Genomic DNA, 13302 nt, shown 5'->3' on the forward strand with positions numbered 1-13302 from the left:
AAGTGGAGAGTTCCAAAATAGACACTTCTTATGCGTGCAACTATTTCACTTCTAATTACTGGTTTAGTACTGAGCTCCTTAGCTTTTAACTTCCAAGCGATCGCAAATTGCTTATCTAATCTGTTGCTATCCTTTTGTGATTCAGAACAATTGATATCGGCAAAACCCCAGTCCAGCAAACCTAGCCAACCAGATATGCCAGTGCCTCATCGGGGTAGCGGACGTAAACAGTTAATGCAATATGTCTAACCGACATATCCTGCTGTTTAACAACAATAAGGGAAGGTAACTTGCTTAAAGCAACAATTTTGTTGTAGCAAGAAAAACTTCATCCAGTTAAACAGGGTGTTATGCCCAAAATATTTGATACATATACCCCTGGTATACACATTGCATAATTAAATACAAAAATTCAGGCGATCGCCCAGTACTTCGTCAGTAAGCTTTTGTATACATACTCAGTCGTAAACCTTGCCTCAAAATGCGAAGCAAACTTGCTTCCTCCATCAACTGCATCAAAAGTTTTTCAATTACAACAATTGACCTTTAATACCATTTCGCGATCGCATATAAATGTAGAGACGTAGCATTGCTACGTCTCTACTACAAAAATCAACGCAAAAGCCCCATTTAGTCACGAGATGAAGCTGAAGCGGTTGTTTTCTGTACCCTTAATGCCGTTAAGAAACATCGGCACAAATTTATCTATAAACGCTTGTGGATCGCGCTGCCAAGCCTTTTGTGCCGCCATAATTCTGGTAAACTGCAACTCAGGTGCAAACAAAGTCTGCGGTAAACGCTCCATTAAATACTGGGGACGTTCCCAAACAGGCATTGTGTTTGCCACTTCTACCAAATTGGCAACTCGACGCAATTCGGCTCCTAAGGTAATATCCATTCCGGATTCAAAAGCTTCTATCCCTATGAGCTAATATCATGTCAAACCTTGGTAGAGACGTTCCGTTGGAACGTCTCTCAAATTACCTGTCCCAACTAGGGACATGATATAACAGCAAATATCCCCAAAAATGTTATGCTGGCTTGTGAGCAATCAAATACTTACTCATAAAATGCGATTGAGTTGTAATATTCTCGAACCCCGCTTTTTCTAAACGCTCCACCAGATTATCTGTAGTGTAATTTTTGTAGTAAGGTTCGTGGAAAGTTTCGTGGAAGTTTTCCATCATTGGTTCAAACTCAGGACAATCGCTCATCTGAATTGAATCACAGATAATAAACACCCCAGCTGGTTTTGTTACCCGGAAGCATTCTTCAATTACTCGCTGACGTACCATCGGGGGTAACTCATGGAAAAGGAAAACAGAAGTGACAGCATGAAAATAGTTATCTAAATAAGGTAACTCTTCCGCATTAGCTTGTAAAACTTGTGGTAACTCCCCAGGAATTTGGGATAACAGTTCTATAGCCTTACGCAAATAAGCCGGCGATAAATCTGTACCAAACAAAGAGGCTTGAGACAAAGCAGCGCGAATCGACTTTATGGTGCGACCTGTACCACAAGCTACATCTAAAATACGTATTTGCCTGGGTGACACATCACTAAAAACTTTCAGCCCTTCCTTCAAAGGAGCGAGAATCCGCCGGCGCATTGCATCCGCAGAACCACCAAAGAGAATTTCTACCTGCAAATCATACAGATTAGCTGAGTAATCACTCAAATAACCATCAGTTTGGTGATGGAAGTTCTGTACATAATAGCTGGGATAACCCTCTATATCGACATTTGGGGAAAACTCTTGATATTTTTTTTGGTTAGTCCGCTCCCAGAGTTGTGGTAAATCTAGCCATACTGCTGGATAGTAGCGGAAAAAGTCTTCCCAAGGGTTATCAAATAGTAAGCTTGTAGGATATACGCCTTGTTCAGCATCTTCCCAATCAACTTCAAGTAAGTTATTTAGCCTTTGTTGAAGTTTGAGTAAAAGCTCACTTGGGATGGGTTTGGTCTGCTTATTACTGGGAGAGATAATATTCTTTAAGCGCGTGCTTAAAATTTTGTGCGCTAGACCAAAGTAATTTTTACCTTGCTGAAAAGTCTGATAAGTGAGTTTAGTTAAAGTGTCAGACATGAGTGAGAATGGCTTGGATTATTTTAACTGTAGTACTTTGTTGTAAATAATTGTAAAAGTTTTCTCATCAATCTTCAGAAAGATGTGGGGGCAGAGTTTAGTGCTGCGATCGCATTCTCCTTATGCTAATGAGTCATCCCTAAATAACGCTCCAAGGCAGCTGGGCTTTTGTCCCTGGCTTTGATCGTGGGGATATACGCTTCTAAGTATTCTCGCTGAGACGCTTAAAATTTTTCACTGGCACACCTCCGCTGAGGCAGGGGATATTATGAAAGCAAAATGGCTTTGAGATTCTGCGCCCCGTGTAAGATTCGTAAAATCTCAACTGTTTCGTCAGTGATGCGGTAGAAGATAAGATACTTGCCTTCGATGAGACACAGCAGACCTGTAGCGAGGTCGTCACGTTTAACCCCTGCTCTAGGACTATCAGCCAAAAGCTGGCACTTTCTGTCTATCTTTTCTAACAGACGGTCAGCAGCCTCAATGTTATTTTGGGCGATGTAACGCCAGATTTCCAACAGGTCTTCATCGGCAAGTCGGGTACGGGCAACAAAAAAAGTCATGCGTTTAATGGTTTTGCAAGGCTTGTCTGCGCCGTCCTTCCGCTTTCAGTTCTTCCAAGGTCATGGAGGAGAAATTTTTTCTATCTGCTTCCTCAATTCCCCGTAGCAGTTCTTCTTTCAAATAGTCGGTATGGTCTTTCAAAAGCTGCAAAGCGGCACAAATAACCTCATTTTCAGAAGCATACACCCCACTGGCAATAGTTGCTCTGACGAGTTCTTCGAGTTCCAGTGGCAAAAAAACTTGCATAAACCTGCGGTGTTTTACTTGGGGAATATAAACTATTTTTACCGAAAAACGCCACTGATAACAACTTTTTTCCAATACTCTATTTTAACCGGGGCAGAGTTTAGTGCTGCGATCGCACTCTCCTTATGCTGGTCAGTCATCCCTAAATAACACTCCAAAGCCTCTCATGGATTGGATATGTCGCAGAGGTATCCCGGCATCACTCATTGCCGGATAAATATTAAGTTTTGTAACGATTTCGTTTTTGTAACTTTGGTTACAGAATTATTTGATATAGTAGTTTTGTAGATGAAAAATGAATCTATAAATCATTAAAACAATAAAGAGGAACTTGATATGTCTACCCAAGAAAAAGCGCGTGCTTTAATGATGCGTCATTATCAGTTGGTAAAAAATCGTCAACAATCGATGCTGGAACGTGTTGGTGAAGAACTAGGTCTTCCTGCTGGCAAAGCATCTCATTGCTGGAACCCGATTCAAGGCAAGATAGATCCTACCGTTCGTATGACTTACGATCGCAGCAATGCGACAATGAGCTAGGGACTAGGGACTAGGGACTAGAAATGAAAATAAGCCTGATAGCTACTCAAAAAAAGCCACCCTGTAGGTGGCTTAATAATGTTCTCAAATACCTGATTTAGACTGACTGAGGATTGCTATTTTAAACAACTAATCCCCAGTCCCTAGAAATTAACAATCGTAGTAAAGAGCAAATTCGTAAGGATGAGGACGCAGACGCATTGGGTTAACTTCGTTATCTAGCTTGTAAGAAATCCAAGTTTGAATGAAGTCTTCGGTAAACACACCTGGTTCGGTTAAGAAAGCATGATCCTTCTCTAGTGCTTCCAATGCCAATTCTAAAGAACCTGGTGTAGAAGGAACCTTAGCCAGTTCATCTGGGGAGAGTTCATAGATATTCTTATCTAGAGGTTCACCAGGATGAATTTTGTTCTTGATACCATCTAAACCAGCACAAAGCATAGCAGCGAATGCCAAGTAAGGGTTAGATGTTGCATCCGGACAACGGAATTCTAGGCGTTTTGCTTTGGGATTGTTACCAGAAAGAGGAATCCGTACAGAAGCAGAACGATTACCTTGGGAATAAGCTAAGTTTACAGGTGCTTCATAACCAGGTACTAGGCGCTTGTAAGAGTTGGTGGTGGGGTTGGTGATTGCTAACAATGCTGGTGCGTGACGGAGAATACCACCAATGTAGTGCAATGCCATTTCACTCAAACCGGCGTACTTATCGCCGCCAAAGAGGGGCTTACCATCTTTCCAGATAGATTGGTGACAGTGCATCCCAGAACCGTTATCGCCGAAGATGGGCTTGGGCATGAAGGTAACGGTTTTGCCGTATTTCTTAGCAACGTTCTTGATGACATATTTGTAAGTCATCAGCCAGTCGGCAGCTTCAATTAACTTACCGAAACGGAAACCGAGTTCGCACTGTCCACCCGTAGCAACTTCGTGGTGTTGCTTTTCAATCGGTACGCCGCACTTTGCCATTGTCAGCAGCATTTCGGTGCGGATATCTTGGAAACTGTCGGTGGGGGCAACTGGGAAGTAACCCTGTTTGAAGCGTGGTTTGTATGCGAGGTTAGGACCTTCTTCTTTACCGGAATTCCAAGCACCTTCTACTGAATCTACATAATAATAGCCGGAATTGGCGGTTTGGTCAAATCGGGCATCATCAAAGATGAAAAATTCCGCTTCTGGACCAAAGAAAGCTGTGTCACCAACACCTGTAGAAACCAAGTAGTCTACTGCTTTTTGAGCAATAACGCGGGGACAGCGATTGTAAGGTTCACCTGTACGCGGTTCTTGAATACTACAAATTATACTCAGGGTCGGCTCTGCCATGAACGGATCGATCCAGGCTGTGTTTGGGTCGAGAACCATTGACATGTCTGATTCGTTAATCGCTTTCCATCCCCGAATACTCGAACCGTCGAAAGGCACGCCGTCAGTAAATGCAGTCTCATCAATTTGGTTATAGTACAGCGTGAGGTGCTGCCAAGTTCCTGGCGTATCGATGAATTTCAGATCGATCATCTGAATGTTGTTGTCCTGAATCATTTTCAAGACTTCTTGTGGGGTTGTCATGATTACTCCTTGTGTGCCTATTTACTAGGGTAGAACTGAAATTTTCAATGCATTCACTCTGACCCTGTTTGATGAAACCAAATTGTGAGATCCCTGAAATATCCTAGAGATAGGACATTAGGTAGTTTTGTTGCATAAGCTACAAAAACTCATGATTAAAGTTTATATTTACTTTTGCTTAACGACTTTCACAAAACTTCATACTTCATTTCACAGGGTCAACTTTGACATAGAATCCTTTAAGTAGCCGATGGATTAATGTTTGTGCTGAGACTTTTGCCGCAGCACAAAAATTTATAGGCGCATAAAAGCAGCTAGATAAATATCAAACCATAAATAGGATTGATTGGGAGAAAACGGAATGCGGGATGCAGTAACAAGTTTAATTAAGAATTATGACGTAGCCGGACGGTATTTTGACCGGAATGCGATCGACAGCCTCAAGTCTTACTTTGAAAGTGGTACAGCACGAGTACAAGCAGCTGGGGCAATTAATTCTAATGCGGCGTCTATTGTCAGACAGGCTGGTTCTCGGTTATTTGAAGAACAGCCGGAGTTGATTCGTCCTAGTGGAAATGCTTACACGACTCGTCGCTATGCAGCTTGTCTGCGGGATATGGATTACTATTTGCGCTACGCTACTTATGCGCTGGTTGCTGGTAGTATGGATGTTCTAGATGAGCGGGTACTGCAAGGACTGCGGGAAACTTACAATTCTTTGGGTGTGCCGATTGGTCCGACGGTTCGGGGTATCCAGATTTTGAAGGATATTATCAAGGAGCAAGTGACGGCTGCTGGTGTTGCTAATACTGCTTTTTTGGATGAGCCTTTTGATTATATGACACGGGAGTTGAGCGAGCAGGATATTTAGTGGCACAAGGTAAAAATTGAGCCAGCGCTATCTTGGGGTTTCCCCTGCAAATGTAAAAAGATTATAGCGATCGCACTTTGACTTCATTGGCAAGGTGCGTTTACTTTTTTTAATACAAAAAAAACGACCATAATAGAAGTTGCCCATATTTGAGGCGCTAGCTATGGAAGAATTATTAACCCTGAAAAACTTGCTGGTTCAAGGCGATGTTCAAGGTGCTTTGATGATTGTGGAAGAATTAACCGAAATGAGCCGAAATGATATCATCAAGACGATTCGTAGCTATGCAGTAATTCTCCTGTTGCATTTGATTAAACAACAAGCTGAAAATCGCACGACTCGTTCTTGGGATGTGTCAATTCGCAATTCTGTTAGGGAAATTCAGCGAGAAAATAAGCGGCGTAAGGCTGGAGGTTATTATCTCACACCAGAAGAACTATGGGAAACTTTAGTAGAAGCTTATTTAAATGCCATTGATCAAGCTTCCCTAGAAGTAGAAGAGGGTCGTTATGAGCTAGAGGAATTGGAAAAGCTGGTTAACCAAGAAAAAATTCTCAATCGTGCTTTAGGTTTAATATTGCCAGGAGAGTCCAGTTAATTGGCTAAACAACGACTTGATATATTATTAGTAGAGTTGAATTTGTGTGCTTCTCGCGCTTTGGCGCAACGGTTGATTCAAGCGGGGGAAGTTCAGGTTAATCGTGTGGTTGTGGATAAGGCGGGGACGGAGGTTGATGTTGCGGCGGATATTAAGATTAAGGAGCGATCGCGTTTTGTATCTCGTGGCGGTGAGAAGCTGGCGAAGGCTTTAGAATTATTTAATATCTCTGTGGAAAATCGCGTTTGTTTGGATGGGGGTATTTCCACTGGAGGCTTTACTGATTGTCTGTTACAAGCTGGGGCAAAGATAGTTTACGGGGTTGATGTCGGTTACGGTCAAGTTGATTGGCGTCTGCGAAATGATTCGCGGGTGAAATTGCTGGAACGCACTAATTTACGACAACTGCAACCCCATGAGTTATATGGTGAGGAACAAAAAGCTGATTTGGCGGTGGTGGATGTTTCGTTTATTTCTTTAACCAAGATTTTGCCTGCTTTGTGGGAGTTAACTCAACCTCAAAGAGAAGCTGTTTTACTGGTGAAGCCACAATTCGAGGTTGGCAAGTCCCGTGTGGGAAAAAAAGGCGTTGTTCGTGATTCTTCTGACCAAGCTGAGGCAATTTTTCAGGTTTTGCAAACTGCTGAAAATTTAGGATGGAACTACAAGGGCTTAACTTGGTCGCCGATCACAGGTCCTGCTGGGAATATTGAATATCTGTTGTGGCTGGATATAGAAAGCGAAACACCACCGCCTGATTTAGAAGCTATTCAGCAAATTACTAAATCTGCTGTTGCCCAATTGAGAAATTAAACGTCGTAGATTAGACATTCTACTGCTTCGGGATGGCGATCGCAGTAACTTTCTAAAGAAGATTTGCCTTTTGTTGCTTGCTGTTTGTGAGATTTCTTAGCTTGCAATTCTTCGACGATATCCCAAGCTACAGCGCAGTTAGCAGAATTGCTACCGCTAATATCGCAGGTTTGGCGGGCTTCAGCAACAGCTTCAAATATTGTTTCTTCAAGGGTTTGAGTTGGATTTTCGGCGGAGTTAATAGCAGCCTGGACTACGTTTGAGATGTCAGTCATGATACTTACCTTTGTGTGTTGATTTAGAAATCGACTGCCAGCTTCTGAATTATTTCAAAAGCTTAATTTCTAGTTTAGACAGGCTTAACAAAAAATGCCGGTGGGAAAACCGTCATTTAGGGACTGCGGACAGGGGACTAGGGAGATAAGGGGGATGAGGGGGATGAGGGGGATGAGGGGGATAAGGAGGATAAGGAGGATAAAGGACAAGGAGTTCATCCTCCCAATGCCCAATGCCCAATGCCCAATGCCCTATTCCCCCAATCTTAATTCTTGTTGCAAACGGTACAAAATTGTGTTTTGGTCAACTTGGGACAGAATTTCTTGAATGACGGTACTAGCGCCCATTTGACCCCAAGTACAGCCTTCTTTTAGATATACTTGTGCGGCTTTGCCGATCGCATATGCGCCATAACCGGCGATACCAGCTTGAGCGATCGCACTTCCGGCGAAGGCTGTAATATTGGTGGGATTTTCACCACTGGCTAAGGCGGCGGTAGTTTTGCCTAAACCTAAAAGCAAGCTGCTTCCTAATTCTCCCAAAAGTAAACCGCCAGAACTAAAGAAAATTGTCTTGAGAATTTTGCTTGCTTCGTAACCGGTCATCGGTAAGCCGTATAATCTTGCTAAGGAGCGAATTAACGCTAAGTCGGCAACACTTCCGCCAACGACATCTAAAAAGGCGATGGGATTTAACGCTACTGCTAAAGCTTTATATTTGCTAAACTGCCAAATGAGGTCTTCTGCTTGTTGTTCGCGCAACTCGATAGTTTTTTGAGCGATCGCAGCTTCTGCATCTCTTGCCTGAATCAGTGCATTTAAAGCAAGAAGCGATCGCCCTTCACGATTGAGAATATTTAAAATTGTCTCTTTGAGTTCCTCTATTTCAATTGGCGGTGTCTCCCATTCATAAGTTACACGTCCATCAGTCCACTCAACCCGCACTTCAAGGGGTGCAGGTTCTGCCGCTACCATCACAATTTCATCGGGTAATAACGGCTTACTTTGGGGATGTCCTGCACCCAGTTGTTGCAAATTTTTATAAATAACTGTTTTATCTGTATCTGGATACAAGTCTATTTTGTTAAATACAAGAATTAGGGGTTTTTGCGATCGCCGCAACTCTAGCAGCGCTTGATACTCAGTCCGGGTAATATCACCTGACACCACAAACAAGATTAAATCAGCTTGCTGTGCTACATCTCGCGCCATTTGCCCTCTTACCTCCCCCTGAATTTCATCTAATCCGGGGGTATCAATTAATTCTACCTGCACCTTTCCACCAGGAGTCCACCGTAGGGAACGAGGATACTGAGTTACACCATTAAGGGGACCTGTTTGCAGAATTTTTTGTCCCACTAAGGCATTTAACACTGCTGACTTCCCACGACTGACTAAACCAAAAGCGGCAATTCTAATTACGTTAGAGTCGAGTTTATTAAGAGTATTTGTCAATATCTCTAATTCTGGTTTGACAAAAGATGCTAATTCCAGGTTTGATTGTGGTTGTCCTGGCTTACGAAGATATCCATACCAAGACAGTACTTGTCTGAGACTAGCACGAGCGCGGTTTAAATGAGTTTCTTGCAGATTATTAGGCACGTTCTTGCCTTTGTTGTAACAAGCTATATATCTATTTTGCTTCAATTGCATAACAAAACTCAGCAATGCCTAAAGACGTTACTGAGTCGTTGGTTATTTAATTCTTTTTGAATGGGTGAATGCGTGAATGTTCGTATGAAGCGACGGTCAAATATGACCCTTGATAACTAGATGGGCATAGATAAATGTGTTCTAATGTAGTAAGGGCTGAAGCCCTTAAAATCGAAACTATGAGCGGTAAACCGCTCACTACGTAGAGAATATTTTACGTTGATTTTGCCCAAATACTTATCTACCAAATCCGGTTTCCGTCTTCGTCAACTCTTGCTTGACGAATTACATCAGAAATTTCTTCTGCATCTTTAACGTGGTGAAGTGCCTTTTGTTCACCATTGGGTTCATCGACAACGAAGTAAGTTGGTACTGTGATATGTTCACCTGTAATGTCTGGTGAATCTACAGCAATTTGTTGAGCTTTTTCTTCAAGTGATTTTGACTCATCAACCACATCTCCAGGATTGACTGTGGCGTTCTTTTCTTTAGGTGTTGGTTCTTCTCTGGATTCTATAGTTGGGCTTACTGGTTGCTTAATTTCATTTTCTGATTGATTAGCCATAATTTTTAATTCTCCAGAATTTATCTACTAATATCACTTTATAGAATCAAAGCCGTGAAGAGTTCCTTCTCAAGAAAGACTTTGAGTATACGACTAAATGAGGAATTTATTAGACTCGTTTGAATTTAAATATGCGTTATCCAGAACCCCCAATAAGACGTAGCATTGCTACGTCTAATCAAGGATTTGGGGTAATGGTTAAATAATTTCCAATTTCCTGTGTCTATTAGGCAGGATTTACGCACGGACTACGAATTTCTGTCATTGCGACGTAAGGAAGCAATCTCAAAGTCTTGTTTTTTCGTCTTGCCGACGGCAAGCCCTTTTTTCCCATTAAAATGATTATCATTCTTTAAATCAACCTGTCTCTTCTTTTTTTTGGAATAATTTATTCTTTGGAAGTCCCAAATGTAGTCATTGGAAAACCTTAAAAATCCATCCAGAAGCTTAATTTTCTGGAGTTTGGCAAGTGATATACTTTGGGAGACGGCTGACAGTCCTTCGTCGGAGGAGCGTTCAATGATCTATTTCGATCAATTGATTGCCACATTGATGCAGGTAGTGATAGAAAATGCAGGAGCCAAAACTGGCGCTCTGGTTCTCCTGGAAGATGATCGGCTCACTGTTGTGGCTCAGTGCAGTGAGAGTAGACAGTGTAACCTAGAAAAGATCGCTGTTGCTGGCTGTGCAACAATTCCTGTCTCCGTCATCCAATCAGTAGAACGCACATCTGAAACTCTGGTGTTTGATGAGGCAATCAGCGAACCGTCTTTTTTGACTGATCGGTATATTCAAAACCAACAAACGCGATCGCTCCTGTGTATGCCCATTCTCAAGCAAAATCAGCTGATTGGCATACTTTATCTAGAGAACAATCTCAGTACCGGAGTGTTTACTAGCGATCGCTTACAAGTCCTTAAACTATTGATTGCTCAGGCAGCAATTTCACTGGAGAATGCTCGGTTATATGAACGCTTATCGGATTATTCCGAAACACTGGAAAGGAAGGTAGAAGAGCAAACTCAAGCTTTGCAGCAGGAGATCGCGGAACGTCAACAAACCGAAGCCGCATTGAGACAAAGTGAAGCAAATTATCGCAACCTGCTACAAACCGCGAATTCCGTTATCATTCGCTATGATCCGCAAGGACGGATTCGCTACATCAACGATTATGGGGTAAAACTTCTTGGCTATGAAGAACATCAGATTTTAGGGCGGAGCTTATTTGAAACCATCATTCCAGAAGTCGAACTTTCTGGACGCGATGTGAGACCCTTTGTCCATGATTTACTTCGTAATCCTCAATCGTACCCGCAAGGCGAGGGTGAAAACCTGTGTCGAGACGGTCGGCGAGTTTGGGTTGTTTGGTCAAATCAAGCCATCTTCAATGAACAGGGAGATGTCGTTGAAATCTTATCGGTTGGCAATGACACCACCCAGCGTAGACAAGCAGAAGAGGCATTACAACGCAGTGAAACCAAGTTCCGCAATATCTTTGAAAACTCGCAGGTCGGCATCTTCCGAACCCGCCTCTCGGATGGATTACTTCTCGATGCCAATCAACGCCATGCCAATCTGTTTGGCTTTGATTCACCAGAGGAGATCATTGGGCTTGAACACGTCACAGACTATTATGCAGATCCCAGCGATCACCAACACGCCATTGAGTTGCTGAAGCGGGATCGGGAAGTGCGAAGCTTTGAAGCCCAGATGCGAAAACGAGATGGGACATTGTTTTGGGGGCTTTTCTCTTTTTATCTGAATGCAGGCGATGACTACATCGAAGGGGTGATTGCAGATATTAGCGATCGCAAACAGGCAGAAGTAGCGTTGCAAGCCTCTGAAGCAGAGCTACGGGCGCTCTTTTCAGCCATTCCCGATCCGCTATGTGTTGTTACTGCCCAAGGGCGAGTGATCGAAACAGTCGCAGGGAATCCGAGGCAGTTGTATAGTTCAGTTGAGGAGAAGGTTGGTAAAACACTGCATCAGATTTTTGAAGAAGAACAAGCCGATAAATTTATGGATTATATTCAGCAGGTGCTGAGAATCCAACAAGTGCTTACCGTTGAGTACAGCCTACAGATAGATGGACGAGAAACTTGGTTTTCAGCGCGCATTGCACCGATTCGGCATGAGCAGGTCATTTGGATAGCGCGAGATATTACGCTGCAAAAGCAAGCAGAAGCAGCCTCAATTTTGGAAGAACGCAACCGCATGGCGCGTGAAATTCACGACACACTCGCTCAGGCGTTTACGGGCATTCTGGCTCAGGTGGGAGCGGCAAAACAGGTGCTAACGGATGATTTAGAAGCAACTGAGGCACACCTAGACCTGATCAAAGAATTGGCGCGAACTGGACTGGTTGAAGCGCGGCGATCGGTAGTAGCGCTCCGTCCTCAGCTTTTGGAGGAAGGCAGTCTACAGAGCGCTCTACATCGTCTCGTCGCTCAACTCAGAACTGCCGCAATGGATACCACTTTATATTATGAGATTGAGGGTGCAGTATATTCTCTGCCGACTGAAGTCGAGAGTAATCTACTGCGGATTGGGCAGGAAGCCTTAACCAATGCGATTCGACACGCCGATGCTGATGAAATTCGAGTGGAGCTAATCTACGATCGCGATCAGTTTTGCTTGCGCGTGAGAGACAATGGACAGGGCTTTGGAGTTGGGAGTATTCCAGCCTCTGAGGGTTTTGGCTTACTAGGCATGAGCGAACGGGCAGAGCGCATCGGCGCACAACTCACGATTAGGAGTCAACCTGGAGAAGGAACAGAGATGATTGTTACTGTCGATCGGGAGGCATCACAATGAGCCAAGCCATTCGGGTTCTGATTGCAGACGATCATGCTATTTTTCGGCAAGGATTAGCCACCATTATTAACCGTGACCCAGATATGCAGGTGATTGCCCAAGCCGAAAATGGGGAACAAGCGATCGCTCTATTTGGGGAACACCAACCGGATGTCACGCTCATGGATCTCCGAATGCCTGAAGTGGAAGGAGTTGCCGCCATCGGTGCAATTTGTGCTACTGCTAAATCTGCTCGGATTATTGTACTGACCACGTATGATAGTGACGAAGATATTTATCGGGGATTGCAGGCAGGCGCAAAAGGATATCTGTTGAAAGAAACTGAACCTGACGAGCTTCTGAATGCTATTCGTACCGTTCATCGGGGTCAGAAGTATATTCCGCCTGATGTGGGAGCAAAGTTGGTACAGCGCCTCAGCAATCCAGAACTGAGTGAACGAGAACTAGAAGTACTCGGCTCACTGGCGCAGGGAATGAGCAATGCCGATATTGCAGCTGCTTTGAGTATTGGTGAAGGCACTGTCAAATCTCATGTCAATCGGATTTTGAATAAGTTAGATGTTAGCGATCGCACCCAAGCTGTAATTGTTGCCGTTAAACGCGGCATTGTCAATTTATAGGGTTTACTTTCGATCGAATTCGGATTCTAACTTAAGTTATAGCTAGCCTTCTACTCCGCGACGGCATGGTTTCTCTATCAATTTGTACTG

Annotated in this window: 14 protein-coding genes and 1 pseudogene; 7 read left to right on the forward strand and 8 right to left on the reverse strand. The window is 43.4% G+C overall.

The genetic code is table 11. The features are described from left to right. Positions 1-30 precede the first annotated feature (30 nt). Complete coding sequence (patX, locus tag TOL9009_RS0121485; protein ID WP_029634580.1) at positions 31-249, forward strand: heterocyst-inhibiting protein PatX; 219 nt, start codon at positions 31-33, stop codon at positions 247-249. A gap of 385 nt (positions 250-634) precedes the next feature. Here patX and TOL9009_RS0121490 read toward each other — a convergent pair whose 3' ends face one another. The 4 genes from TOL9009_RS0121490 to TOL9009_RS0121505 form a co-directional block, all read right to left on the reverse strand. Further along, positions 635-898: a hypothetical protein gene (locus tag TOL9009_RS0121490; RefSeq protein WP_029634581.1), complete on the reverse strand. Its 264-nt coding sequence runs from the start codon at positions 896-898 to the stop codon at positions 635-637. A 133-nt stretch (positions 899-1031) separates the two neighbouring features. Continuing rightward, the gene (locus tag TOL9009_RS0121495; protein WP_029634582.1) at positions 1032-2087 is read right to left on the reverse strand and encodes a class I SAM-dependent methyltransferase; all 1056 of its coding nucleotides are present in this window, start codon (positions 2085-2087) and stop codon (positions 1032-1034) included. 266 nt (positions 2088-2353) lie between these two features. After that, positions 2354-2650, reverse strand: coding sequence for a type II toxin-antitoxin system RelE/ParE family toxin (locus tag TOL9009_RS0121500; RefSeq protein WP_029634583.1), 297 nt, complete (start codon positions 2648-2650; stop codon positions 2354-2356). A gap of 4 nt (positions 2651-2654) precedes the next feature. Further along, a complete protein-coding gene (locus TOL9009_RS0121505; protein ID WP_029634584.1) occupies positions 2655-2897 on the reverse strand; it encodes a ribbon-helix-helix domain-containing protein in 243 nt (80 codons plus the stop codon). A gap of 336 nt (positions 2898-3233) precedes the next feature. Here TOL9009_RS0121505 and TOL9009_RS0121510 point away from each other — a divergent pair, with 336 nt between their 5' ends. Further along, positions 3234-3437, forward strand: coding sequence for a hypothetical protein (locus TOL9009_RS0121510; protein ID WP_029634585.1), 204 nt, complete (start codon positions 3234-3236; stop codon positions 3435-3437). Positions 3438-3587: 150 nt separating this feature from the next. Here the strand turns inward: TOL9009_RS0121510 and glnA are convergent, their stop codons facing one another. Further along, the gene (gene glnA / locus TOL9009_RS0121515) at positions 3588-5003 is read right to left on the reverse strand and encodes a type I glutamate--ammonia ligase (RefSeq protein WP_029634586.1); all 1416 of its coding nucleotides are present in this window, start codon (positions 5001-5003) and stop codon (positions 3588-3590) included. Between the two features lie 361 nt (positions 5004-5364). Between glnA and apcB the strand changes: the two genes are divergently transcribed. From apcB to TOL9009_RS0121530, 3 genes are all read left to right on the forward strand, one after another. After that, positions 5365-5874: an allophycocyanin subunit beta gene (apcB, locus tag TOL9009_RS0121520; protein WP_029634587.1), complete on the forward strand. Its 510-nt coding sequence runs from the start codon at positions 5365-5367 to the stop codon at positions 5872-5874. Positions 5875-6037: 163 nt separating this feature from the next. Beyond that, complete coding sequence (locus TOL9009_RS0121525) at positions 6038-6472, forward strand: DUF29 family protein (protein ID WP_029634588.1); 435 nt, start codon at positions 6038-6040, stop codon at positions 6470-6472. Beyond that, a complete protein-coding gene (locus TOL9009_RS0121530; protein ID WP_029634589.1) occupies positions 6473-7285 on the forward strand; it encodes a TlyA family RNA methyltransferase in 813 nt (270 codons plus the stop codon). On the opposite strand, the gene TOL9009_RS0121535 is transcribed toward TOL9009_RS0121530, so the two are convergent. The 3 genes from TOL9009_RS0121535 to TOL9009_RS0121545 form a co-directional block, all read right to left on the reverse strand. Then, complete coding sequence (locus TOL9009_RS0121535) at positions 7282-7560, reverse strand: Calvin cycle protein CP12 (protein WP_029634590.1); 279 nt, start codon at positions 7558-7560, stop codon at positions 7282-7284. The two genes, TOL9009_RS0121530 and TOL9009_RS0121535, sit on opposite strands and share 4 nt — an antisense overlap. Positions 7561-7812: 252 nt before the next feature. Next, a complete protein-coding gene (locus TOL9009_RS0121540; RefSeq protein ID WP_051502982.1) occupies positions 7813-9213 on the reverse strand; it encodes a GTP-binding protein in 1401 nt (466 codons plus the stop codon). Between the two features lie 241 nt (positions 9214-9454). Beyond that, positions 9455-9778 carry a hypothetical protein gene (locus TOL9009_RS0121545; RefSeq protein WP_029634592.1) on the reverse strand — a complete coding sequence of 108 codons (324 nt, stop codon included), beginning with the start codon at positions 9776-9778 and terminating at the stop codon, positions 9455-9457. Positions 9779-10297: 519 nt separating this feature from the next. Between TOL9009_RS0121545 and TOL9009_RS0121550 the strand changes: the two are divergent. Beyond that, positions 10298-12592, forward strand: a pseudogene (locus tag TOL9009_RS0121550) (PAS domain S-box protein); the annotation flags it as partial. Then, positions 12589-13212: a response regulator gene (locus TOL9009_RS0121555; RefSeq protein WP_029634594.1), complete on the forward strand. Its 624-nt coding sequence runs from the start codon at positions 12589-12591 to the stop codon at positions 13210-13212. The pseudogene TOL9009_RS0121550 and the gene TOL9009_RS0121555, both read left to right, overlap by 4 nt. The last annotated feature ends 90 nt before the right edge of the window (positions 13213-13302 follow it).

Source organism: [Scytonema hofmanni] UTEX 2349 (assembly GCF_000582685.1).
Classification (GTDB): domain Bacteria; phylum Cyanobacteriota; class Cyanobacteriia; order Cyanobacteriales; family Nostocaceae; genus Hassallia; species Hassallia hofmanni.